The organism is Phytobacter ursingii (assembly GCF_001022135.1).
In the GTDB taxonomy this organism is placed as follows: Bacteria; Pseudomonadota; Gammaproteobacteria; order Enterobacterales; family Enterobacteriaceae; genus Phytobacter; species Phytobacter ursingii.
Window position 1 is genome coordinate 172,451 of record NZ_CP011602.1, and the last position, 25,852, is coordinate 198,302.

At 54.5% G+C, this 25,852-nt stretch carries 17 protein-coding genes and 2 pseudogenes; 14 read left to right on the forward strand and 5 right to left on the reverse strand.

From position 1 onward, the window contains the following. Positions 1-130: 130 nt before the first annotated feature. Both aas and lplT read left to right on the forward strand, forming a co-directional pair. Entirely contained in the window at positions 131-2,290 is a 2,160-nt protein-coding gene (gene aas / locus AB182_RS04270) for a bifunctional acyl-ACP--phospholipid O-acyltransferase/long-chain-fatty-acid--ACP ligase (RefSeq protein WP_047369029.1), read from the forward strand. Next, a complete protein-coding gene (lplT, locus tag AB182_RS04275; protein ID WP_047369030.1) occupies positions 2,283-3,476 on the forward strand; it encodes a lysophospholipid transporter LplT in 1,194 nt (397 codons plus the stop codon). Before aas ends, lplT begins: the two co-directional genes overlap by 8 nt. Positions 3,477-3,508: 32 nt before the next feature. Here the strand turns inward: lplT and AB182_RS04280 are convergent, their stop codons facing one another. The 5 genes and pseudogenes from AB182_RS04280 to AB182_RS32915 form a co-directional block, all read right to left on the reverse strand. Beyond that, positions 3,509-4,549 carry an NADP(H)-dependent aldo-keto reductase gene (locus AB182_RS04280; RefSeq protein ID WP_047369031.1) on the reverse strand — a complete coding sequence of 347 codons (1,041 nt, stop codon included), beginning with the start codon at positions 4,547-4,549 and terminating at the stop codon, positions 3,509-3,511. A gap of 132 nt (positions 4,550-4,681) precedes the next feature. Then, positions 4,682-4,900 (reverse strand): lipoprotein YgdR, encoded by a 219-nt coding sequence (ygdR, locus tag AB182_RS04285; RefSeq protein ID WP_039077112.1) that lies wholly within the window; start codon positions 4,898-4,900, stop codon positions 4,682-4,684. Between the two features lie 144 nt (positions 4,901-5,044). Further along, positions 5,045-5,758, reverse strand: a complete 714-nt coding sequence (locus AB182_RS04290) for a TerC family protein (RefSeq protein ID WP_047369032.1) — start codon at positions 5,756-5,758, stop codon at positions 5,045-5,047. Between the two features lie 61 nt (positions 5,759-5,819). Further along, positions 5,820-6,515, reverse strand: coding sequence for a DNA mismatch repair endonuclease MutH (mutH, locus tag AB182_RS04295; RefSeq protein WP_047373176.1), 696 nt, complete (start codon positions 6,513-6,515; stop codon positions 5,820-5,822). 151 nt (positions 6,516-6,666) lie between these two features. After that, positions 6,667-6,741, reverse strand: a pseudogene (locus AB182_RS32915) (hypothetical protein); the annotation flags it as partial. Between the two features lie 452 nt (positions 6,742-7,193). Here AB182_RS32915 and rppH point away from each other — a divergent pair. From rppH to recD, 12 genes and pseudogenes are all read left to right on the forward strand, one after another. Continuing rightward, complete coding sequence (gene rppH, locus AB182_RS04300; protein ID WP_047369033.1) at positions 7,194-7,724, forward strand: RNA pyrophosphohydrolase; 531 nt, start codon at positions 7,194-7,196, stop codon at positions 7,722-7,724. A gap of 12 nt (positions 7,725-7,736) precedes the next feature. Further along, a complete protein-coding gene (ptsP, locus tag AB182_RS04305; protein ID WP_047369034.1) occupies positions 7,737-9,983 on the forward strand; it encodes a phosphoenolpyruvate--protein phosphotransferase in 2,247 nt (748 codons plus the stop codon). A gap of 471 nt (positions 9,984-10,454) precedes the next feature. Continuing rightward, a complete protein-coding gene (gene lgt, locus AB182_RS04310) occupies positions 10,455-11,330 on the forward strand; it encodes a prolipoprotein diacylglyceryl transferase (protein WP_039077108.1) in 876 nt (291 codons plus the stop codon). A gap of 6 nt (positions 11,331-11,336) precedes the next feature. Next, positions 11,337-12,131: a thymidylate synthase gene (gene thyA, locus AB182_RS04315; protein ID WP_047369035.1), complete on the forward strand. Its 795-nt coding sequence runs from the start codon at positions 11,337-11,339 to the stop codon at positions 12,129-12,131. Positions 12,132-12,315: 184 nt separating this feature from the next. After that, entirely contained in the window at positions 12,316-12,780 is a 465-nt protein-coding gene (locus tag AB182_RS04320) for a prepilin peptidase-dependent protein (RefSeq protein WP_047369036.1), read from the forward strand. Then, positions 12,774-13,337: pseudogene (locus AB182_RS04325) on the forward strand (prepilin peptidase-dependent protein). The gene AB182_RS04320 and the pseudogene AB182_RS04325 overlap by 7 nt, the downstream one beginning before the upstream one ends. Continuing rightward, on the forward strand, positions 13,334-13,756 hold the full coding sequence (locus AB182_RS04330) for a DUF2509 family protein (protein ID WP_047369037.1): 423 nt from the start codon (positions 13,334-13,336) through the stop codon (positions 13,754-13,756). The pseudogene AB182_RS04325 and the gene AB182_RS04330 overlap by 4 nt, the downstream one beginning before the upstream one ends. Then, positions 13,726-14,046, forward strand: coding sequence for a prepilin-type N-terminal cleavage/methylation domain-containing protein (locus AB182_RS04335; protein ID WP_071845826.1), 321 nt, complete (start codon positions 13,726-13,728; stop codon positions 14,044-14,046). The genes AB182_RS04330 and AB182_RS04335 overlap by 31 nt, the downstream gene beginning before the upstream one ends. 12 nt (positions 14,047-14,058) lie before the next feature. Further along, a complete protein-coding gene (gene recC, locus AB182_RS04340) occupies positions 14,059-17,430 on the forward strand; it encodes an exodeoxyribonuclease V subunit gamma (protein ID WP_047369038.1) in 3,372 nt (1,123 codons plus the stop codon). 157 nt (positions 17,431-17,587) lie between these two features. Continuing rightward, positions 17,588-20,476 (forward strand): pitrilysin, encoded by a 2,889-nt coding sequence (gene ptrA / locus AB182_RS04345; protein ID WP_047369039.1) that lies wholly within the window; start codon positions 17,588-17,590, stop codon positions 20,474-20,476. Further along, positions 20,469-24,014, forward strand: coding sequence for an exodeoxyribonuclease V subunit beta (gene recB / locus AB182_RS04350; protein WP_047369040.1), 3,546 nt, complete (start codon positions 20,469-20,471; stop codon positions 24,012-24,014). The genes ptrA and recB overlap by 8 nt, the downstream gene beginning before the upstream one ends. Then, positions 24,011-25,843 carry an exodeoxyribonuclease V subunit alpha gene (gene recD, locus AB182_RS04355; RefSeq protein ID WP_047369041.1) on the forward strand — a complete coding sequence of 611 codons (1,833 nt, stop codon included), beginning with the start codon at positions 24,011-24,013 and terminating at the stop codon, positions 25,841-25,843. Before recB ends, recD begins: the two co-directional genes overlap by 4 nt. Positions 25,844-25,852 lie beyond the last annotated feature (9 nt).

The following is a 25,852-nucleotide window of genomic DNA, read 5'->3' on the forward strand; positions in this document are numbered from 1 at the left end:
TTAATTTCTTGCACCAACCTGCGCGGATGCGCAGGTTTTTTTTCGCCCGCGTTTTGCCACCCCCCACTTCTCGTGTAATCTGCCACAATTTATGCATAACCTGTCGAATTGACTAACAAAAGGAGTTGAAATGTTATTTGGCTTTTTTCGTGGCCTCTTTCGCGTCCTGTTCCGCGTGCAGCTCACGGGTAATACACAGGCGCTGCATGGCGAGCGCGTGCTGATTGTCCCCAACCATGTCTCCTTTATTGACGGGATTTTGCTGGCGCTCTTTCTTCCTGTTCGTCCGGTCTTTGCGGTTTATACCTCCATCAGCCAGCAGTGGTACATGCGCTGGCTTAAGCCGATCATCGACTTTGTGCCGCTGGATCCGACGAAGCCAATGTCCATCAAACATCTGGTTCGTTTGATTGGCGAAGGGCGGCCGGTAGTGATTTTCCCGGAAGGGCGCATTTCGGTCTCTGGATCGCTGATGAAAATTTACGACGGTGCGGGATTTGTGGCGGCTAAGTCGGCGGCAATGGTCGTGCCGGTCCGTATTGAAGGGGCGGAATTGACCTTTTTCAGCCGCCTGAAAGGACTGGTTAAACAGCGCTTTTTCCCGCGTATTCATCTGCATGTTCTGCCGCCAACGCAACTGCCGATGCCGGAAGCGCCACGCGCCCGCGATCGCCGTAAAATTGCCGGTGAGATGCTGCATCAGATTATGATGGAAGCCCGCATGGCGGTGCGTCCGCGTGAAACCTTATTCGACGCCTTCCTCGCCGCACAATATCGTTATGGCGCGGGAAAGCACTGTGTTGAAGATATCAATTTCACCCCTGACAGCTACCGTAAACTGCTGACCAAAACGCTGTTTGTCGCCCGTATCCTTGATAAATACACTGCTCAGGGCGAGAAAATCGGCCTGATGTTGCCGAATGCCGGTATCAGCGCTGCGGTAATTTTTGGTGCCATCGCCCGCGGGCGTATTCCGGCGATGATGAATTACACAGCCGGGGTGAAAGGGCTGACCAGCGCCATCACCGCCGCGGAAATTAAAACGGTATTCACGTCGCGGACCTTTATGGACAAAGGGAAGCTCTGGCATCTGCCGGAACAGTTAACCCAGGTGCGCTGGGTCTATCTGGAAGATTTAAAAGGCAGCGTCACGCTGGAAGATAAACTGTGGATCTTTAGCCGCGTGCTGATGCCGCGTCTGGCGCAGGTGCCGCAAAAACCCGAAGATGCGGCGATCATTCTCTTTACTTCCGGCTCTGAGGGGAACCCGAAAGGGGTGGTCCACAGCCATAAAAGTATTCTGGCAAACGTCGAGCAAATCCGCACCATTGCGGATTTCACCGCCAATGACCGTTTTATGTCGGCGTTGCCGCTGTTTCACTCTTTTGGTCTGACGGTGGGGCTGTTTACGCCGTTGCTGACCGGGGCAGAAGTCTTCCTCTACCCAAGCCCGCTGCACTACCGCATTGTGCCGGAGCTGGTGTACGACCGGAACTGCACCGTGCTGTTCGGTACTTCGACGTTCCTTGGTAACTACGCCCGCTTCGCCAATCCGTATGACTTTTTCCGCCTGCGTTATGTGGTGGCAGGGGCAGAGAAGTTGCAGGACAGCACGCGTCAATTGTGGCAGGACAAATTTGGTCTGCGCATTCTGGAGGGTTACGGGGTAACCGAGTGCGCGCCGGTGGTGTCGATCAACGTGCCGATGGCGGCGAAGCCCGGTACGGTTGGGCGTATTCTGCCCGGAATGGACGCGCGCTTGCTCGAAGTGCCGGGTATTGATGACGGTGGGCGCCTGCAGTTGAAAGGGCCGAACATCATGAATGGCTATCTGCGCGTGGAGAAACCCGGTGTGCTGGAAGCCCCTGCGGCGGAAAATGCCCAGGGTGAGCTGGAAAACGGCTGGTACGATACGGGTGACATCGTGCGCTTTGATGAACAAGGCTATGTGCAAATTCAGGGGCGCGCCAAACGTTTCGCCAAGATTGCGGGTGAGATGATTTCTCTGGAGATGGTCGAGCAACTGGCGCTGGCGGTATCGCCCGAGAAGATGCACGCCACGGCGATCAAATCTGATGCCAGTAAAGGCGAGGCGCTGGTCCTGTTCACGACCGATGAACAACTGACGCGCGAGAAACTCCAGCAGCAGGCGCGTGCGCAAGGCGTGCCGGAACTGGCGGTTCCGCGCGATATTCGCTTCCTCAAACAGTTGCCGTTACTGGGCAGCGGGAAGCCTGACTTTGTGACGTTAAAAGGCATGGTTGAAGAGGCGGAAACCCAAAATGCATGAGTCAGTACCCACTAACACTTCACTGTGGTCGAAGGGGATGAAAGCGGTCATTGCCGCCCAGTTCCTGTCGGCTTTTGGCGATAATGCGCTGCTCTTCGCCACCCTGGCGCTGTTGAAAGCGGAGTTTTACCCCGACTGGAGTCAACCGATCCTACAGATGGTGTTTGTGGGCGCTTACATCGTCTTCGCCCCGTTTGTCGGGCAGATAGCCGACAGCTTTCCTAAAGGGCGCGTGATGATGGTTGCCAACGGCCTTAAGCTGCTGGGGGCGGCCAGTATTTGCCTCGGGATTAATCCTTTCATCGGCTATACGCTGGTGGGCATCGGCGCGGCGGCTTATTCGCCGGCGAAGTATGGCATCCTCGGCGAACTGACAACCGGCGATAAGCTGGTCAAAGCGAACGGGCTGATGGAATCCTCGACGATTGCCGCGATCCTGTTGGGCTCAGTGGCGGGCGGTATTCTGGCTGACTGGCACGTGCTGGCCTCGCTGGGCGTTTGTGCGCTGGTCTATGCGGGCGCGGTGGTAGCAAACCTGATCATCCCAAAACTGGCAGCCGCGCGCCCGGGGCAATCCTGGCGTTTCACCCCGATGACACGCAGTTTTTTCTCTGCCTGTTCTGTGCTGTGGCGCAATGGCGAGACGCGTTTTTCACTGGTCGGCACCAGCCTGTTCTGGGGGGCGGGCGTGACGCTGCGTTTCCTGCTGGTGTTGTGGGTACCGGTGGCTCTGGGCATTACGGATAACGCCACGCCGACCTATCTCAATGCCATGGTGGCGGTGGGGATTGTGGCGGGGGCCGGGCTTGCTGCCCGACTGGTCACGCTTGAGACGGTGGCGCGTTGTATGCCTGCCGGGATCCTGATTGGTGTGGCGGTGACCTTCTTTTCGTTACAACATGCTGTGTTACCGGCATACGGTATTCTGCTGCTTATTGGCATGCTGGGCGGCTTTTTCGTGGTGCCGCTTAATGCGCTGTTGCAGGAGCGCGGCAAGCGTTCTGTGGGCGCCGGTAACGCCATTGCGGTTCAAAATCTCGGTGAGAACACCGCCATGCTGCTGATGCTGGGCCTCTACTCCCTGGCGGTCAAAGTGGGGATACCGGTGGTCGGCGTAGGTGTCGGGTTCGGCGTACTGTTTGCGCTGGCAATCGCGGCACTGTGGATCTGGCAACGCCGCCGCTAAGATGCAGGCCGGGTAACCCGGCCTGATTCAGATTACGGTGCCGGGTAGGTATAGACCTGATGCACCGCTTCAATTTCTGCCAGCACCTCTTCGCTGAGGGTCAGATGCAGACTTTCCACATTCGTTTTCAGCTGTTCTAAGGTCGTTGCGCCCAGCAGGGTGCTGGCAACGAACGGCTGACGACGCACAAAGGCCAGCGCCATCTGCGCCGGGTCCAGATTGTGGCGTTTAGCGATATCCACGTAGGCGGCAACCGCTTTTTGCGCCTGCTCGCCGCTGTAGCGGGTAAAACGGCTGAACAGCGTATTGCGCGCACCTGCAGGTTTCGCCCCGTTCAGGTACTTACCGGTTAAGGTGCCGAACGCCAGGCAGGAGTAGGCCAACAGCTCAACCCCTTCATATTGCGTCACCTCAGCCAGACCGACTTCGTAGCTACGATTGAGCAGGCTGTAGGGGTTCTGAATAGTGACGATACGCGGTAATTCATGTTTTTCCGCCAGTTGCAGATAGCGCATCACGCCAAAGGCCGTTTCATTCGAGACGCCGATATAGCGGATTTTACCCGCACGCTGAAACTCAGTTAGCGCCTCCAGCGTTTCCAGCAGCGTGACGACAGGGGAGGATTCCGTCCATTTATAGCCCAGCGTACCAAAACAGTTGGTTGGGCGCTGTGGCCAGTGCACCTGGTAAAGATCAAGATGGTCGGTTTGCAGGCGCTTGAGGCTGGCTTCAAGCGCGAGGCGGATATTTTTCCGATCCAGCGCCTGGTTTGGTCGAATACCGCTGTCATTATTGCGCGAGGGGCCGCTGACCTTCGAGGCCAGGACGAGTTTCTCACGATTGCCGCGCTTCGCCAGCCAGTTACCGACGTAGGTCTCGGTCAGTCCTTGCGTTTCCGGGCGCGGGGGGACGGGATACATTTCTGCGACATCAATCAGGTTGATCCCCTGGCTGATGGCGTAATCAAGCTGTGCATGGGCGTCGGCTTCGCTGTTCTGTTCACCAAACGTCATTGTGCCCAGCCCCAGGGTGCTTATTTCAAGTGAACTGTGGGGGATACGGTGATAATGCATAGCCGGCTTCCTTTACTTACTGTACTGCGTCAGTTGTCCTGACAAAGGAATATAAACATGGCAGAGGGCAGAACAAAGGGAAAGAGGGGAGGCCAAAAAAGGTCAGCAGGTCACTGACCTTTTTAAAGATTGTTAGCGCTCGAGGATCTGGGAAACGTCATCACGATTGATCTGCATTTTATTGCCTTGCTGGTCGTGATAACTGACCAGGCCGGTTTCATCGTCAATTTCTGGCTTGCCGTCCGTCAGGATCATCCTGCCATCTTTCGTTGCCATGACGTAATCACTACTGCAACCTGAAACCGCAAATGCCAATCCAACTGCAGAGATAATCACTGCCCATTTTTTCATCGTTCTGTCCTCATTTGGCTCGTATCTCACATCATTCTAGTAATAACGTGATGTACCGGGAGAAAAAAGGGAGAAAATCTTAAAGTGTGGTGGCGGGCGGAAAGGGAGGGGAAGAACGGCTTCCCCTTACGGGGAAGCGTTGTATTACAGCGGGTTTTTCTTGCCGCGCATTAAGTTGAGGGTCTCCACTGCGATAGAGAAAAACATCGCAAAGTAGATATACCCTTTCGGTACATGAATTGAGACGCTTTCCAGAATCAGGGTGAAACCCACCAGAATCAGGAAGGAGAGTGCCAGCATTTTGACCGAGGGGTGACGGTTTACAAACTCGCCGATAGGGCGTGCGGCAAACATCATTACGCCCACTGAAATCACTACCGCCGCCATCATAATAAACAGATGATCGGACAGGCCAACCGCGGTAATGACGGAATCGAGACTGAAAATAATGTCCAGCAGCATAATCTGTACGATTGCGCCAAAGAAGGAGTGGACATTGGTTTTCAGATCCTCTTCACCACCTTCGATCGTCTCGTGAATTTCTTTACTCGCCTTCCATATAAGGAACACACCACCACAAAACAGGATCAGATCGCGCGCAGATACCGCATGTTCGAATGCGGTAAAGAGCGGCGTGGTCAGTTTTGTTACCCAGGCGATTGAGGCCAGCAGCAGTAATCGCATCACCATCGCGGCAGCCAGACCGAGCCTTCTGGCGTGGTTACGCTGTGCGGTGGGCAACTTCGCTACCACCAGTGAGAGGAAAATAATGTTGTCGATTCCAAGCACAATTTCCAACAGCGTTAGCGTGCCAAGGGCAAGCCAGGCGTTGGGATCGGTAATCCATGCAAATAACATCTATAAAGTCCTGCCAAAAAAGAAAGGCTGATTATAAGCGCCAGCCGCGCGGAGGTAAAAATTAATCCCCAGGCACCAGGAAATGTCTGGCGAGCAAGGCTCCGGTGAAGTTCTTTTTCAGATAGAAACCGCGCGGCAGCGTCAGAATAGGCTCTCCATGCGTGCCGACGGCCTCAGTCAACGCTTTGCTGTTTGCCGCTTTCGGACGCAACTGCAATACCTCACCGTGCCGCGCTGTAATACGCTCAACCTGGCCCAGTACAATCAGATCCATTAACTCCTCCCAGTCCATACGCAACTGGTTCTCTTCCTCTTCATTAGGGCTCCACAGCAGCGGTGAGCCCACGCGGCGTTCGGCAAGGGGAATGTCGCGCGAACCTTCTATGGGAATCCATAACACACGGCGCAATTTATGACGTACATGGCTGGTTTCCCAGACCACCCCTGTATTACCCGTTAGCGGGGCGACGCAGACAAAAGTCGTTTCCAGCGGGCGACCCGCGCTGTCGATGGGGATCGTTTTTAGCTCTACGCCCAGCGCCGCGAAATCCTGCTCCGGTTTACTGCCGGCGCTGGCACCGAGCCACTGTTCCAGCAGGATCCCCGTCCAGCCTTTATCGCGTTTGAGATCGCGGGGAATGGGCAGCCCGGCAAGCAGAGCGAGCTCGCCCAGGGTATAGCCTGCGAGCGATTGTGCCTGGGTAAGCAACTGGATTTCGGACTCGGGAGACGATGTTAAAGGTTGTATGGCGGACATGCTAAAGCCTTGATTAAAAAATGAACTGCAATTATGCACACTATCGATGACTGCGATTTTTTTCCACCCGTCCTGATGAATGCACTGATTCTTAAGATAATTTTCCGTAAAAAAGGCGGCGTTGCGCAACACAATACGCGGTTGTTCAAATCTGGTCACTGACAATAAACAGGATCTTACACCATGTTATCCACAGAAAAATGGGATAACTGGGTAAAAGTGGCACTACTGTTTCGATTTACAGCCTTGACGTGCGACGAAAATCGAATTTCTGCACAAAATGTGCCTAACTTATTGGCATAATCTGTGGATAAAAACGACGTTGTTCGATCTTTCATCAGTACAAGGATCGCTATAGTGATGATCATCACATTATGGGATGTAAACAGAGAAATAAACATCTTAACTAAATGAATTTAAGATATTTATTCATTGAGCTGATTGCTAGTATATTCAGACTACTCCGGGTTTTCCAATGTTAAATCTCCGGTTCTTCACAAGTCTATCCACAGAAAAGGTGAATAAAACCCGACATGTGAGGGGATGTCTGTTTATAACTTTGCCGATAATTGTGAGTTATTCAAATGTTATCCGTTTGTTCCGTCGCAATTGAGTGGTTTACCGTTTTCCACGAGTGTGAAACAATCGATTAATTCAGGTTTATTTTGAGGTAGTCCGGTGATTGATGACGATGGCTACCGCCCAAATGTGGGTATCGTAATCTGTAATCGACAGGGCCAGGTCATGTGGGCCAGACGCTTCGGGCAGCACTCCTGGCAGTTTCCCCAGGGGGGAATCAACCCAGGCGAGTCTCCGGAGCAGGCGATGTACAGGGAACTGTTCGAAGAAGTAGGCTTAAATCGTAAAGATGTTCGAATCCTTGCTTCTACCCGTAACTGGTTGCGTTACAAGTTACCGAAACGTTTGGTGCGTTGGGATACAAAGCCGGTCTGTATCGGCCAGAAACAAAAATGGTTTCTTCTGCAATTGGTCAGCAGTGATGCTGATGTCAATATGCAAACCAGTAGTACCCCCGAGTTTGATGGCTGGCGCTGGGTGAGCTACTGGTATCCTGTTCGTCAGGTAGTGTCGTTCAAACGCGACGTCTATCGACGGGTGATGAAAGAGTTTGCAGGGGCCGTGATGGCGCTTCAGGAGATTCCGCCTAAGCCGCAAAGCGCACCTGCCTGGCGACGTAAAAGAGGTTAAGCCACGCACATTATGCTCACCCGCTTGCGAGAAATCGTTGAAAAAGTTGCCAGCGCGCCGCGACTGAACGAAGCGCTGGAAATACTGGTCACAGATATTTGCGAGGCGATGGAGACGGAAGTTTGCTCCGTCTACCTCGCAGACCATGACCGGCGTTGTTATTACTTAATGGCGACTCGCGGTTTAAAAAAGCCGCGCGGGCGTACGGTCACTCTCGCATTTGATCAAGGTATCGTCGGCCTGGTAGGCAGGTTGGCGGAACCTATTAACCTTGCTGATGCGCAAAAACACCCCAGTTTTAAATACATCCCCGCCGTAAAAGAAGAGCGTTTCCGCGCTTTCCTCGGTGTGCCCATTATTCAGCGTCGTCAGCTTCTTGGTGTTCTGGTTGTTCAGCAACGCGAACTGCGCCAGTACGATGAAAGTGAAGAGTCCTTTCTGGTAACGCTGGCCACCCAAATGGCGGCTATTCTCTCCCAGTCGCAATTAACCGCGTTGTTTGGTCAGTATCGCCAGACGCGTATTCGCGCGCTCCCGGCATCATCCGGCGTGGCGATCGCCGAAGGCTGGATGGATGAAACCCTGCCGTTGATGGAACAGGTCTATGAAGCCTCGACCCTTAACACAACCCTCGAACGTGAAAGGCTGACCAGCGCGCTGGAAGCGGCGGCCGGAGAGTTTCGCCGTTACAGCAAGCGCTTTTCTGCGGGGGCGCAAAAAGAGACGGCGGCGATTTTTGATCTTTACTCACACCTGCTTTCGGATGCGCGTCTGCGCCGTGAGCTGTTTGCCGAGGTGGACAAAGGTCTGGTCGCTGAATGGGCAGTCAAAACGGTCATTGAGCGTTTCGCCGAGCAGTTTGCGGCATTGAGTGACGGTTATCTGAAAGAGCGCTCTGGCGATTTGCGCACGCTCGGCCAGCGTTTACTGTTTCATCTGGATGATAATATTCAGGGTCCCAATACCTGGCCGGAACGCTTTATTCTTGTTGCCGATGAATTATCTGCAACGACGCTGGCTGAGCTGCCGCATGACAGACTCGCGGGCGTCGTGGTGCGCGATGGTGCATCCAACTCCCATGCTGCGATCATGGTACGTGCGCTCGGGATCCCAACGGTCATGGGGGCGGATATTCAGCCTTCAGTGCTGCATCGTCGCACGCTGGTGGTGGACGGCTATCGTGGTGAGGTGCTGGTTGATCCTGAGCCGGTATTGTTGCAGGAATACCAGCGGCTTATCACCGAAGAGAATGAATTAACCCGCCTTGCGGAAGATGATGTGAACCTCGCCGCGCAGCTTAAAAGCGGCGAGCGCATTAGGGTGATGCTCAATGCGGGGCTAAGTCCAGAGCATGAAGAGAAGCTCGGCAGCCGAATCGACGGCATCGGGCTTTATCGCACCGAAATTCCCTTTATGCTGCAAAGTGGTTTCCCGTCGGAGGAAGAGCAGGTCGCGCAATATCAGGGCATGCTGCAATTGTTTAACGATAAATCCGTGACCCTGCGTACGCTGGATATCGGCGCGGATAAACAGTTGCCATATATGCCGATAAGCGAAGAGAACCCATGCCTGGGCTGGCGTGGCATCCGTATTACGCTCGATCAGCCAGAAATCTTCCTGGTGCAGGTGCGCGCAATGCTGCGTGCAAATGCTGCCACCGGTAATCTCAGCATCCTGTTGCCAATGATCACCAGTATTGATGAGGTGGATGAAGCAAAACGGCTGATTGAACGTGCCGGGCGTGAAGTCGAAGAGATGATTGGTTACGCCATACCGAAACCGCGTATTGGCGTGATGATTGAAGTGCCATCAATGGTGTTTATGATCTCGCATCTGGCTAATCGGGTCGATTTTATCTCTATTGGCACCAACGACCTTACCCAGTACATTCTGGCGGTAGATCGTAACAATACGCGCGTGGCCAGTATGTATGACAGCCTTCATCCTGCCGTGTTGCGCGCGCTGGCGATGATTGCCAGAGAAGCTGAGCGGGCGGGCATCGATCTGCGGTTGTGCGGTGAAATGGCGGGAGATCCCATGTGTGTGGCGGTGCTTATTGGCCTTGGCTTTAGCCATCTGTCAATGAACGGTAAATCGGTGGCGCGTATTAAATATCTACTGCGGCGTATTGATTTCGCCGAGGCGCAAACGCTGGCAAACCGTACGCTTGATGCGCAACTGGCTACCGAAGTAAGGCATCAGGTCGCTGCTTTTATGGAGCGTCGTGGCCTGGGTGGCCTGATTCGCGGTGGGTTATAGACACAAGTTCCCGGTAGCATAGATGACTCTGTGACCGGGGCGCGCTGGAGAAGCCAACGCACCTGCGGTATAAGGATGACGGGTAATACCCTAAATCATTTGTGTTGCAGGAAGGCGGCGAGCCAGTAAGCTCCCGGGAGCATAGATGACTCTGTGACCGGGGCGCGCTGGAGAGGCCAACGTACCTGCGGTGTAAGGATGACGGGTAATACCCTAAATCATTTGTGTTGCAGGAAGGCGGCGAGCCAGTAAGCTCCCGGGAGCATAGATGACTATGTGACCGGGGCGCGCTGGAGAGGCCAACGCACCTGCGGCGCAAAGGATGACGGGTATACATATCTTTTACAACTTCGCCGCATCAAGCCTGCCCGCACTATGCTATTATTCGCGCCTTTGGAGCGCCCGCCAGAACGGGCGCGCATCTATACCGCTGTCCACTTTCGGCGGAATAACAACTTGTTGTGGTGACAGATGAATAGTGGCTATCTGCGTTTTCCTGAATTTGATCCGGTAATTTTTTCAATTGGGCCGGTTTCCCTCCACTGGTACGGGTTGATGTACCTCGTCGGGTTTGTGTTTGCTATGTGGCTCGCAACCCGTCGTGCCGGCCGTCCCGGCAGTGGCTGGACGAAAAATGAAGTTGAAAATCTGCTCTACGCAGGGTTTCTTGGGGTGTTCCTGGGCGGGCGTATTGGCTACGTCCTGTTTTACAACTTTCCGATCTTCCTTAATGACCCGCTGTATCTGTTCCGAGTCTGGGACGGCGGCATGTCTTTCCACGGTGGCTTGATCGGCGTTATTGTCGTGATGATCGTCTTTGCCAAACGCACTAAACGTAACTTCTTCCAGGTTGCTGATTTTATTGCGCCGCTGATTCCTTTTGGACTGGGGGCCGGGCGTCTGGGCAACTTTATTAACGGCGAGCTGTGGGGTCGTGTCGATCCGAGCTTCCCGCTGGCAATGCTTTTCCCGGGTTCGCGCGCGGAAGACGCCGCATTACTGCCGTCTCATCCGCAGTGGCAATCCATTTTTGATACCTACGGCGTGCTGCCGCGTCATCCTTCCCAACTGTATGAACTGGTGCTGGAAGGTATCGTGTTATTCATTATTCTGAATCTCTATATCCGTAAACCTCGTCCGATGGGAGCGGTGTCCGGCCTGTTCCTGATTGGCTATGGTGCGTTCCGTATCATCGTTGAGTTCTTCCGTCAGCCTGATGCACAGTTTACCGGTACGTGGGTGCAATACATCAGCATGGGGCAGATCCTCTCCATCCCGATGATTGTTGCGGGTATTATCATGATGGTTTGGGCGTATCGTCGTCGTGCGCCGCAACACGTTTCCTGAGGAACCATGAAACAGTATTTAGAACTGATGCAAAAGGTGCTCAATGAGGGCACCCCGAAAAACGATCGTACAGGGACAGGCACGCTCTCTATTTTTGGCCATCAGATGCGCTTTAATCTGCAGGACGGTTTTCCGCTGGTGACCACCAAGCGTTGCCATCTGCGCTCAATTATTCATGAGCTGCTGTGGTTCCTGCAGGGCGACACCAACATCGCATACCTGAAAGAGAATAATGTCTCTATCTGGGATGAATGGGCCGATGAGCAGGGCAACCTCGGGCCGGTTTATGGCAAACAGTGGCGTGCCTGGCCAACGCCGGATGGCCGTCATATTGACCAGATCTCGACCGTAGTGAACCAGCTGAAAACGGATCCGGACTCGCGCCGTATCATCGTGTCAGCCTGGAACGTGGGCGAACTGGATAAAATGGCTCTGGCGCCGTGCCATGCTTTTTTCCAGTTCTATGTCGCGGACGGCAAGCTCTCCTGCCAGCTCTACCAGCGCTCGTGCGATATCTTCCTTGGCCTGCCTTTCAATATCGCCAGCTACGCATTACTGGTGCATATGATGGCGCAACAGTGTGATCTGGAGCCGGGGGATTTTGTCTGGACCGGTGGCGATACCCATCTGTACAGCAACCATCTGGAGCAAACGCGCCTGCAACTGAGCCGCGAACCGCGCGCACTGCCAACGCTAAAAATCAAACGTAAGCCCGCATCGCTGTTTGATTATTGCTTCGATGATTTTGAAATCGAAGGTTACGATCCGCATCCGGCGATTAAAGCCCCGGTCGCTATCTGACCGAGTGCAGCATCGCATAACCGGCGCCACAGAGCGCCGGTTTTTTTATCCTCATTACGCATTCTTCGGCATATCTTCCAGACCGCTTGTAACCCGCTGCAACTCCGCCTGTTTGTTCCGTGACGTCTCGTAAAACGGCCTCCTTCCGCTCGCCATGACTGCTGCGTCGCGCCAGACTGCCGCCATGAAAAACGAACATGGATTTACCCTGATTGAGACGATGGTTGCGGTGGCGCTGATTGTGATTCTGAGCGGCATCGGGCTTACCGGCTGGCGTAACTGGCAGGCCCAGCAGCGCTTATGGCAAACCGCGCTGCAGGTCAGGCATTTCCTGGAGATGCTGCGTGATGATGCCAACTGGCATAACCAGGAGCGGCTGATTCTGGCATCCCGTTCTGGAGATGTCTGGTGCCTGCATACCCAGGGGCTACAAACAGGATGCTCTGTCGATTCCCCGTATCTTATGCGCCCGGTGTGGCCCGAGGTTAACCTCGTGGAAATTACACCTTCATTAGGTTTTTATGGTCTGCGTAATACGGCATGGGGAGGGCATATCCGGGTCGGAAGCAGCGCAGGTGAGTGGCGAATCGTGGTGTCTGGCTGGGGGAGGATACGGATGTGTCAGTATATGGCGGATGAGTCATGTTAGCCCGACAGCAGGGGTTTTCCTTGCTTGAAACCTTACTGGCGATGGCGATAGGGAGCGTCATCCTGCTGGCGGCGGCACGCTTTCTTCCTGCGTTACAGTTTGCCGTGTTGCAACAGACCCTTCATCAGACGCTTGAGGATGAGCTCTAGCAGCGCCTGTATACGATTGCCAGACACATTCAGCGTGCCGGGTATTGCAATGGTGAATGTGCAGGACAACCCCTGTCGATCGGGCGTGATGGGAGTTGCGTGGTGGTGCAATGGGATGCTAACAGCAATGGACGATGGGAGACATCGCCTGCCAGTGATGCCGACCAGACGGGGTTTCGTCTGCAAAATGGCGTACTGGAAACCCTGCGCGGCGCGACGTCCTGCGAGGGAAAAGGCTGGGACAAAATGACGGATCCCAATACAGTGAATATCTCCCATTTTTCTCTTACCCGGCAGCAAACCACGGGTTTTGTCCCGGTTTTTATCATAAGTCTGGCGGGGCAAATTAAAGGCCGGGAAACACAGAACGTTTCTGCTGCCTTTAGTGTGAGTGGTTTTAACTTATGAACCGTCAGCGAGGGATCTCGTCACTGGCGCTGGTGCTGCTTATTCTGATACTCGGTAGCCTGATGCTTAATGGGCTAAGCCAGCAATTGAATACGCATATTCGCCGGGTGAGCACCGAGAGCGAACACCTTCGCCAGTATGCGCAAGTGCAGTCGGCGATGATGTGGGCGCAAAGGCTCACATGGCTCAGGGAACCCGCGTTGCAATGTCTGCGACACCCCAGTGAGCCCTGGCAGGCATGCCTGCGCGTGCTCAGCGACCAGACTGTGTTATTAACCGTCGGAAGTGGCAAACAACGTTTATGGCGAGGCGGACGCATTGCGCGTAACAATGTCGTGTTTTCCGCGCACGGCTGGAGTGATTTTTGCCCACATAAGGAAACGGAGCTGTGTCAGATCCCACAAAACAACGCGGATTGAGCCTGCCGGAAGTGCTGCTGGCTATGGTTTTACTGGTGATGGTGGTCACGGCGCTGGGAGGCTATCATCGTGCGCTCGCCGCCGGTTTTCACACATGGAGTCAGTACCGGCTTTTGTGGCGCCACGCCTGGCAACAGGCACAAATGTATCCGCCGCCGCTGCCAGCAGGGTGGCAGGTACAGAAGGAGCAGACAAGCGACCGGGGATGTGTCAGCATCAGGGTAATTATCATTTCGCCAGTGGGCAGAAAAGGGCAAATGACGCGAACATTTTGCCCGAACAGCCTGTAGTCAGGAGCACATATGCTAAGGGTTTATCACTCCAATCATTTGGATGTGCTGGAAGCATTGATGGAGTTTATCGTTGAGCGCGATCACCTCAGCGATCCTTTTGAACCCGAAGTGGTGCTGGTTCAGAGCACGGGTATGGCGCAATGGCTACAAATGACGCTGGCGCAAAAGTTTGGCATTGCCGCCAATATCGACTTTCCGCTTCCTGCCAGTTTTATCTGGGATATGTTTGTGCGTGTCCTCCCGGACATCCCAAAAGAGAGCGCATTTACGAAACAGAGCATGAGCTGGAAATTGATGTCGCTGCTGCCGGCTATGCTGGAGCAGGACGAATTTGCCATGCTGCGCCATTACCTCAGTGATGACGACGATAAGCGCAAGCTGTTCCAGCTTTCCTCCCGTATTGCGGATCTTTTTGACCAATACCTCGTCTATCGTCCGGAGTGGCTTACCCTATGGGAAGCCGGGGAAAAAGTGGATGGCCTTGATGAAGCGCAAATCTGGCAGGCGCCTCTATGGCGTCGTCTGGTGGAGTATACGGCCGAGCTTGGCCAGCCGCACTGGCATCGTGCCAATCTTTATCAGCGCTTTATCAATGTGCTTGAGTCAGCTGAGCAGTGCCCGCCAGGGTTACCGTCTCGCGTATTTATCTGTGGCATTTCCGCGCTGCCGCCCGTCTATCTGCAGGCGTTACAGGCGCTGGGTAAGCATATCGACGTACACCTTCTCTTTACCAACCCTTGTCGCTACTACTGGGGCGATATTAAAGATCCCGCTTTTTTAGCCAAACTGCTGACACGCAAGCGTCGACATCATCGCGATGAGCGAACGCTCCCTCTTTTTCGTGATGCGAGCGCTGTACAAGGCTTATTTAACAGCGATGGCGAGCAAAATTTACCAAACCCACTGCTTGCCTCGTGGGGCAAACTGGGGCGCGATTATGTGCACCTGCTTGCCGGTTTGGAGAATTACCAGGACCTGGACGCGTTTGTCGATGTTACGCCGGGGCATATTCTGCAGAACCTGCAATACGACATGCTGGAATTGCAAAATAGCGCTGTCGCAGGAGTGAACGCAGAAGAGTATGAGCGAAGCGATAAAAAGCGTCTGCTGGAGCCGGACGATCGTAGCGTGACGGTACATATCTGCCATAGCCCACAGCGGGAGGTAGAAGTATTACATGACAATTTACTGGCGATACTGGAAGCCGATCCGTCACTGACGCCGCGCGATATTGTGGTGATGGTGGCGGATATCGACAGCTACAGTCCGTATATCCAGTCCGTTTTTGGTAGTGCTGTCGGTGAGCGTTACATTCCTTACGCCATTTCTGACCGCCGTGCACGTCAGGCGCATCCGGCGTTGCAGGCATTTATTAGTTTGTTGTCATTACCTGATAGCCGCTTTGTTTCGGAAGATGTACTGGCTCTGCTGGATGTCCCCGTGCTGGCAGCGCGTTTCAATATTGATGAAGAGGGGTTGCGTTACCTGCGCCAGTGGGTCAATGAATCGGGCATTCGCTGGGGTATGGATGACGATAATGTCCGCGAACTGGAACTCCCGGCGACCGGACAACATACGTGGCAATTTGGTCTAACCCGCATGCTGCTGGGATATGCTATGGAAAGTCGTCAGGGGGAATGGCAATCCATTCTGCCCTATGATGAATCCAGCGGGCTGATTGCCGAGCTGGTTGGTCATCTCGCCTCCTTGCTCATGCAGCTTAATACCTGGCGGCAGGGACTGGCGCAGGCGCGACCACTTGAAGAGTGGCTTCCGGTCTGCCGGGAGATGCTCAATGACTTTTTCCTGCCCGATCAGGACACCGAGGCCGCGCTGGCGCTTATCGAGCAGCAATGGCAGGCGATCATTGCGCAAGGGATTGATGCGGCGTATGGCGAAGAGATTCCGCTTTCCGTCCTGCGCGATGAGCTGGCGCTGCGTCTCGATCAGGAGCGTATCAGCCAGCGCTTCCTGGCCGGGCCGGTAAATATCTGTACCCTGATGCCAATGCGTTCCATCCCATTTAAGGTGGTATGCCTGCTGGGAATGAATGACGGTATCTACCCGCGAACCCTTGCGCCGCTTGGGTTTGACCTGATGAGCCATCAGTCCCAGCGCGGCGACCGCAGCCGCCGTGATGATGACCGTTACTTGTTCCTTGAAGCGTTGATATCCGCGCAGGAAAAACTCTATATCAGCTATATCGGTCGCTCGATTCAGGACAACAGCGAACGTTTCCCGTCGGTACTGGTGCAAGAACTGCTTGATTACATTGGTCAAAGCCACCGTCTGCCGGGTGATGAAGCGCTAAATTGCGATGAGAGTGAAAAGCGCGTTAAAGCGCATATCTGTTATTTACACCCCCGTATGCCGTTTGATGCTGCCAATTTCCGACCCGGCGAATGGCAAAGCTTTGCCAGTGACTGGTTGCCCGCGGCAAGCCAGCAGGGCACGGCCCACCCGGAATTTATTCAGCAACTTTCCCCTCTTGCGCTGGAATCGCTCACGCTTGAGCAACTCTTGCGTTTCTGGGCGCACCCGGTACGCGCTTTTTTCCAGATGCGTCTGAGGGTTAATTTCCGGCCGGAAGAGAGTGATATTCCCGATGCCGAACCTTTCATTCTTGAGGGATTAAGTCGCTATCAGCTCAACCAGGAATTGCTCAATACGCTGGTGGAGCAACAGGATGTTGAGAAGCTTTTCCGTCACTATCGCGCCGCAGGAGCATTGCCCTATGGCGCGTTTGGCGAGATTATCTGGGAAGCCCAACAGCTTGAAATGCAGGAGCTGGCAGACCGGGTTATCGCACAGCGCCAACCTGGTCAAAGCATGGAGGTCGATCTGGCGTGTGCGGGGGTGCATTTGAGCGGATGGCTTGCGCATGTGCAGCCTGATGGCCTGCTACGCTGGCGACCATCAAAACTCAGCGTCACCCAGGGTTTGCAACTTTGGCTGGAGCACCTTGTCTACTGTGCTAGCGGCGGCATTGGGGAAAGTCGGTTATTCGTCCGCAATGGTGGCGAATGGCGTTTCCCTGCGATGACGCCGGACGACGCATTGCAACATCTGGCGCTCATGATTGAAGGCTATCGCGAAGGGATGGCAAAACCTCTGCTGCTGCTGCCAGAAAGTGGCGGTGCATGGATAAAAGCCTGTTACGACGCGGCAAATGATGCCATGTTATCGGATGAGACAACGTTGCAAAAAGCGCAAAGTAAATTCCTGCAAGCGTATGAGGGCGGTATGTTTTCTACCGGCGAAGGTGAAGATATCTGGTATCAGAGGCTGTGGAGAACCCTTACACCTGAGCATTACCTGCAGATAACGACGCTGTCTCAGCGTTATTTGTTACCGCTGTATCGATTTAATCAGTCCAAATGACTGTATAAAAATTGCGCAAATAAGAACCATCCTTTATTATGCGCGACGGGTCACGGACTGATATACCAAGAGTTCGGCATGCTGCCGACGCACGTTTTGCCCTGAAAATTTCAGCATGGCTGGAAAGCGACGGGATTGTTAATGATGAGGTTCGTGAATGCCCCGCAGCACCTGGTTAAAAGCTTTCGTTGTGTTCTTTGCCCTCTGGGCATCATACAGTCAGGCAGACAATGGTTGGCAGCCGGTACAGGAAACTATCCGTAAGAGCGATAAAGATACCCGCCAGTATCAGGCGATTCGTCTCGACAACGGCATGGTGGTACTGCTGGTTTCTGATTCCCAGGCGGTGAAATCTCTTTCTGCACTCGTTGTCCCGGTGGGTTCCCTTGAAGACCCGGCCGCACATCCTGGCCTGGCTCATTATCTTGAGCATATGTCCCTGATGGGGTCGAAAAAATACCCGCAGCCGGACAGCCTCTCCGAATTTCTGAAAATGCACGGTGGTAGCCATAACGCGAGCACCGCCCCCTATCGCACCGCATTTTATCTGGAAGTGGAAAACAATGCGCTGGAAGGGGCCGTTGATCGACTGGCCGATGCGATAGCCGCACCGTTGCTTGATAAAAAATATGCCGATCGCGAGCGTAATGCTGTCAATGCAGAGCTAACCATGGCGCGTACGCGTGACGGCATGCGTATGGCGCAGGTGAGCGCGGAGACCATCAACCCGGCGCATCCTGGCGCACGCTTTTCCGGGGGCAATCTCGAAACGCTGAGCGATAAACCAGGCAGTCCGGTGCTCGAAGCGCTGCTCGCGTTTCACGAAAAATACTATTCTGCCAATCTGATGAAAGCGGTGATTTACAGTAATCGCCCTTTGCCGGAGCTGGCGAAAATTGCGGTTGAGACCTTTGGTCGGGTGCCGAATAAAAACATTGAACGTCCTGCCATCAATGTTCCGGTCGTCACCGATGCGCAAAAGGGCATCATTATTCACTACGTTCCGGCAGTGCCACGTAAGGTACTGCGTGTGGAATTTCGTATCGATAACAACACCGCGCAATTCCGTAGCAAAACGGATGAGCTGATCACCTATCTTATCGGCAACCGCAGTCCCGGAACGCTCTCTGACTGGCTGCAAAAACAGGGTCTGGCAGAAGGCATTCGTGCGGATTCTGACCCGGTCGTGAACGGCAATAGCGGTGTACTGGCTATCTCCGCCACCCTGACGGATAAAGGGCAGGCTAACCGCGATACGGTGGTGGCGGCCATTTTCAGCTATCTCACTATGCTGCGCGATAAAGGTGTGGATAAGCGTTATTTCGACGAACTGGCGCACATTCTGGATCTCGATTTCCGCTACCCGTCGATCACTCGTGATATGGGGTACGTTGAATGGCTGGCGGACACCATGATCCGCGTGCCGGTTGCCCACACGCTCGATTCGGTAAACATTGCCGATCGGTACGATGCCAAAGCCGTGCAGGCGCGTCTGGATGAAATGACACCGCAAAATGCCCGTATCTGGTATATCAGCCCTGACGAACCGCATGACAAAACGGCGTACTTTGTCGAAGCGCCCTATCAGGTGAACAAAATCACCCCGGAGCTGTTTACGCTCTGGCAGCAGAAGTCGGCGGATATCGCGCTGAAAACGCCTGAACTTAACCCGTATATTCCGGATGACTTTACGCTGATCAAACCGGCGAAAGAGTACACCCATCCGGAGCTGATCGTTGACGAGTCAAACCTGCGCGTAGTCTATATGCCGAGCCGCTACTTCGCGAACGAACCGAAAGCGGATGTTAGCGTTGTGCTGCGTAATCCAAAAGCGATGGATAGCGCGAAAAATCAGGTGCTGTTCGCCCTGAACGACTATCTGGCGGGGATCGCGCTGGACCAGTTAAGTAATCAGGCGGCAGCAGGCGGCATTAGTTTCTCGACGAATGCCAATAATGGCCTGATGCTCAACGCCAATGGTTATACCCAGCGTTTACCACAGTTGTTCCAGGCGTTACTGGCGGGATATTTCAGCTATACGCCGACTGCAGAGCAACTTGAACAGGCGAAATCCTGGTATGCGCAGATGATGGACTCCGCAGATAAAGGTAAAGCCTTTGATCAGGCTATCATGCCAGTACAGATGCTCTCTCAGGTACCTTATTTCCAGCGAGAAGACCGTCGTGCGCTACTGCCGTCAATTACGCTTGATGACATCCTTACTTATCGTGATGCACTGAAAACCAATGCGCGTCCTGAATTTCTGGTGGTGGGGAACCTTACCGAACAGCAGACCAAAGATCTGGCGCACGGCGTTCAGGATCAACTGGGAGCGAAAGGCAGCGAATGGTGTCGCAACAAAGACGTGCTGATCGACAAACCGCAGTCAGTGATGTTCGAAAAAGCGGGCAACAGTACTGATTCCGCCCTGGCCGCCGTGTTTGTTCCGTCTGGTTTCGATGAGTTCACCAGTTCGGCTTACACTGCAATGCTTGGGCAGATCATTCAGCCGTGGTTTTATAATCAATTGCGTACCGAAGAGCAGCTTGGTTATGCGGTGTTCGCTTTCCCGATGAGCATTGGCCGTCAGTGGGGGATGGGCTTCTTATTACAGAGCAACGGCAAGCAGCCTGCCTGGCTGTGGGAGCGTTATAAGGCCTTCTTCCCCACTGCGGAAGCGAAGCTGCGTGCCATGAAGCCGGAAGAATTTGCGCAAATCCAACAAGGAGTTATTGCGCAAATCCAACAGGCACCGCAGACGCTGGGCGAAGAAGCCTCAAAACTCAGTAAAGATTTTGATCGGGGCAATATGCGCTTCGATTCACGTGATAAAGTAGTGGCTCAGATAAAACTGCTGACGCCGCAGAAACTTGCCGATTTCTTCCATCAGGCGGTAGTTGAGCCGCAGGGCATGGCGGTATTGTCACAGATTTCCGGAAGCCAAAGTGGGAAAGCGGAATATGCGCAGCCCGAAGGGTGGAAAGTCTGGGACAGCGTCAGCGCGTTGCAGCAATCCTTACCCTTGATGAGCGAGAAAAATGAGTGAAACCGCTGAGTCCCTTGATCCACTTCGCTTGCCGCTAACCGGCGAGCGACTGATTGAAGCCTCTGCGGGCACCGGTAAGACCTTCACCATCGCCGCACTCTACCTGCGGCTGTTGCTTGGTTTAGGCGGTAATGCCGCCTTTCCACGCCTTCTAAACGTCGAAGAGCTGTTGGTGGTGACCTTTACCGAGGCCGCCACTGAAGAGCTTCGCGGACGTATTCGCAGCAATATCCATGAACTTCGCATCGCCTGTTTGCGCGAGACAACCGACAACCCGTTGTATGCCAGCCTGTTGCATGAGATCACCGATAAGCAACAGGCCGCACAGTGGCTGATGCTTGCTGAACGGCAGATGGATGAAGCGGCTATTTTTACTATCCACGGCTTTTGCCAGCGCATGCTTAGCCTCAATGCCTTTGAATCCGGCATGCTGTTTGAACAGCAACTGATCGAAGATGAATCACTGCTGCGCTACCAAGCCTGTGCTGACTTCTGGCGTCGCCACTGTTACCCCTTGCCGCGTGATCTGGCACAGGTGGTTCATGAGTCGTGGAAAGGCCCCCATGATTTGCTCAAAGCCATCGATCGTTATTTGCAGGGTGAAGCGCCGCAAATCAAAGCCGCACCGCCAGCAGATGAAACGCTGGCGAGTCGCCATCAGAAAATCATTGCCCGGATCGATAGTGTCAAACAGCAATGGCTTGCGTCCGTGGACGAGTTGGGGCCGCTAATTGAAGGCTCCGGGATCATGCGGCAAAAATTCAATCGCACCAACCAGGCCCGCTGGATGGAAAAGATCAGCGCCTGGGCCGCTGAAACCACCTGCAGTTATCAGTTACCGGAAGCGCTGGAAAAGTTTGCTCAACCGTTCCTGCGTGAGCGAACCAAAGAGGGCGGTGTGGTACCGGAGCATGCCGTCTTCGACGCGATAGAAACCCTGTTGAATGCACCGCTGACGCTCAATGATTTGATGTTAACCAGCGCGATGCGTGAAATCCGTGAAGCGGTGGCCAGAGAAAAACGTCGCCGTGGCGAACTCGGTTTCGATGACATGTTGAGTCGCCTGGACAGTGCCCTGCAAAGTGCGAATGGCGAGGCACTGGCAACGGCGATCCGCACTCGTTTCCCGGTCGCCATGATTGATGAATTTCAGGATACCGATCCTCAGCAGTACCGTATTTTCCGTCGTATCTGGCACCGCCAGCCGGAAAGCGGGTTGCTGCTGATTGGCGATCCGAAACAGGCTATTTACGCTTTCCGTGGCGCCGATATTTTTACCTACATGAAAGCGCGCGATGAAGTGAACGCCCGTTATACGCTCGATACCAACTGGCGTTCCGCCCCGGGAATGGTGGAGAGTGTTAATCAGCTTTTTAGCCAGACTGAAAACGCCTTTATGTTTCGGCAAATACCTTTTCAGCCAGTGAAGTCAGCGACGAAAAATCAGTCGTTGCGTTTTACGATAAAAGGTGAAAATCAGCCTGCGATGGCGATGTGGCTGATGAAAAGCGAGGGCGTTGGGGTTGGAGATTATCAGACCTTTATGGCCGAGCTATGCGCGGCGCAAATCCGTGACTGGTTGATCGCCGGGCAACAGGGGGAGGCGTTGCTGTATGAGGGTAAAACGGCTCGCCCTGTGAAAGCCTCTGACATTACTGTGCTGATCCGTAGCCGCCATGAAGCGTCACTGATTCGCGACGCGTTGGGTCTGCTTAATATCCCCTCGGTTTATCTTTCTAACCGTGACAGCGTGTTTGATACGCCGGAGGCCCAGGAGCTTCTCTGGCTATTACAGGCGGTGCTTACGCCGGAACGTGAAAATACGTTACGCAGCGCGCTGGCGACCTCCATGCTGGGTTTGAGTGCGCTGGATATCGAAACGCTTAACCAGGACGAAGTCGCCTGGGATGCAATAGTGGAAGAGTTTGCCGGCTGGCGGGAGATGTGGCTTAAACGCGGCGTGATGCCAATGCTGCGTGCATTAATGAGTGCGCGCCACGTGGCGGAAAATCTACTGGCGACACCGGGGGGCGAACGCCGCCTGACGGACATTTTGCATCTGAGCGAATTACTGCAGGAGGCGGGCACGCAGGTAGAAAGTGAGCATGCGCTGGTGCGTTGGCTGGCACAGCATATCGCCGAACCGGACGCGAATGCGTCAAGTGAGCAGTTGCGCCTGGAAAGTGACAAACATCTGGTAAAAATTGTCACTATTCACAAATCGAAAGGGCTGGAGTATCCGCTGGTCTGGTTGCCCTTTATTGCCAATTTTCGCGTTCAGGATCAGGCGTTTTACCACGATCGCACCTCGTTTGCGCCCGTGCTGGACCTCAGCAAGGCTGAGGAGAGTATTGAGCTGGCGGAGACAGAGCGCCTGGCGGAAGATCTGCGTCTGCTTTACGTGGCGCTGACGCGTTCGGTCTGGCATTGCAGTCTGGGGATCGCCCCTATTTTTCGTCGTCGCGGCGAAAAAACGGGTGACAGCGATTTCCATCTCAACGCATTGGGGCGCCTTATCCAACAGGGGCAGCCTCGCGATGCGCAGGGGCTTCGGGCCTGCATTGAGGCGCTGTGTGATGAGAATATCGCTCTTTTGATGCCTGATGCGCCGGACAACGTTCGCTGGCAGGCGCCGCAAGATGTCGTGCAGGTGTTAACGGCCCGCCAGATGACACGAACCGTGCGTGATGACTGGCGCGTGACCAGTTACTCGGGGCTGCAACAGCGCGGGCATAGCATTGCGCAGGATTTATTGCCGCGCCTGGACCTTGATGCCGCCGGGGAGCGAGACCTGCTGGCCGAGCCGATGCTCACGCCGCATCAGTTCCCACGCGGCGCCTCGCCGGGGACATTCTTACACAGCCTGTTTGAAGATCTGGATTTCACCCAGCCGATTGCCCCTGACTGGGTGGCAGAGAAACTCCAGCGCGGCGGTTTTGAAGAGCACTGGCAGCCGGTTATCAGCGAATGGATCGACACGATCCTTCACGTTCCCCTTGCCGATACGGGGGCATCGTTGCATCAGTTAACGGCAAAGGAAAAGCAGGTAGAGATGGAGTTCTATATCCCGATTGCACAAAATCTGCGTGCCGGGGCGCTTGATGCGCTGATTCGCCGCTACGATCCGTTGTCTGCTGAATGTCCGCCGCTGGATTTCCGCGAGGTGCGCGGCATGCTGAAAGGGTTTATTGATCTGGTGTTTCGCCATGAAGGGCGTTACTACCTGTTGGATTACAAATCTAACTGGCTGGGAGAATCCGCCGAGGCTTATACCCATGAGGCGATGGCTGCCGCTATGCAATCTCACCGTTACGATTTGCAGTATCAACTTTATACACTCGCCCTTCATCGTTACCTGCGCCACCGCATTGCCGATTACGATTATGAGCGCCATTTTGGTGGCGTTATTTACCTGTTCCTGCGTGGTGTCGAGCCCGGTAATCCGCAGCAGGGGATTTTTACCACCCGGCCTGACGCGGCACTGATAAGCCAGATGGATGCCCTGTTTGCCGGGGAAACACTGGAGGTGGCGCAATGAAACTGCGTACGTTATTGCAGCAGGCCGCAGCGCTAAAAATATTACGCCCTCTGGATGTGCAGTTCGCCCTGACCGTGGCCAGCGATGATGAACCTGCGGTGATGCTGGCGGCGGCGATGCTGAGCTTTGACGCCGGAGAAGGGCATGTCTGCTTACCGCTTTCCCGTTTAGCGCCGGAAAACCTGCCTGCCAGAGCGCATCCGTTACTGGCCTCTCTTTATGAAGAGGTTGGTCATCCTGCGGACTGGCGAAAGACGTTACTGGCCTCGCCTGCCGTTAGTGAGGGGGAGGCGGCAACGCCGATGATCCTCGTGGGTGAGCGGCTCTACCTCAATCGTATGTGGTGCAATGAATGCAGTATTGCCGCCTTTTTTGCTAAGGTTAATCACCCCCTGGCGGTAGATGAAAACCGCTTGCGGCAGGCGCTGGATAACCTGTTTCAACCTTCGGATGATATCAACTGGCAGAAGGTGGCGGCGGCGGTTGCGCTGACTCGCCGCGTGTCGGTGATTTCTGGTGGGCCGGGTACCGGGAAAACCACGACGGTGGCGAAGCTGCTTGCCGCGCTGGTGCAAATGGCCGATGGTTCACGCTGTCGCATTTGTCTTGCCGCACCAACAGGGAAGGCAGCCGCTCGTCTGACGGAATCATTAGGTGCAGCGCTTCGTCAGTTGCCGTTGACTGACAAACAAAAGGCGACGCTGCCTGACGAAGCCAGTACCCTGCATCGTCTTCTGGGCGCGCTACCCGGTAGCCAGCGCCTGCGTTATCACGCGGGCAATCCGTTGCATCTGGATGTGCTGGTGGTGGATGAAGCCTCCATGATTGACCTGCCGATGATGTCACGGCTGATTGATGCACTACCGCAACATGCGCGGGTCATTTTCCTCGGAGACCGCGACCAGTTAGCCTCAGTGGAGGCCGGGGCGGTACTCGGAGATATTTGCGCCTGGGTCAATAAAGGGTTTACTCCGGAGCGCGCTGCACAGTTGTCGCGAATAACAGGAACGACCGTACCCGCTGGAGAAGGCGCTTCGGCCAGTGCGCTACGTGACAGCCTGTGCCTGCTGCAAAAAAGCTATCGCTTTGGCAGCGATTCGGGCATCGGGCAACTGGCGGCGGCGGTTAATCGTGGCGATAAAGCGGCGGCAAGCGCGGTGCTGGGCCAGGGCTTTAGCGATATCGAAAATAAACACCTGCAAAGTACAGAAGATTATCAGAGCATGATTGATGATGCGCTGGCAGGCTATGGACGTTTTCTCGGGCTGGTTCGCGATGGCGCGCAGCCGCAAGAGGTCCTTACCGCTTTTGGTGAATATCAGTTGCTGTGTGCGTTGCGTGAAGGGCCATTTGGCGTAAGTGGGCTGAACGATCGTATCGAGCAGGCGCTGATTCGGCAGCGGCGGATTTCACGCCCGGCGCATGCGCGCTGGTATCACGGCAGGCCGGTCATGATCACGCGTAATGATGCATCGCTGGGGCTGTTTAATGGCGATATTGGTATTGCGCTCGATCAGGGGCAGGGCATCCGTGTCTGGTTCCCGTTACCTGACGGCAGCCTGAAATCCGTACAGCCCAGCCGCTTACCGGAGCATGACACCGCCTGGGCGATGACGGTACATAAATCGCAGGGATCGGAGTTTGATCATGCGGCCCTGATTTTGCCGGGCCAGATTGTGCCAGTGGTGACAAGAGAACTGGTCTATACCGCGATTACCCGTGCGAAAAAGCGGCTCTCGCTGTATGCCGATGAACGTATTCTGGCGCAGGCCATTGCCACGCGTACCGAACGGCGAAGCGGACTGAATGCCATTTTTGAAACGATGTAGAACATAGCC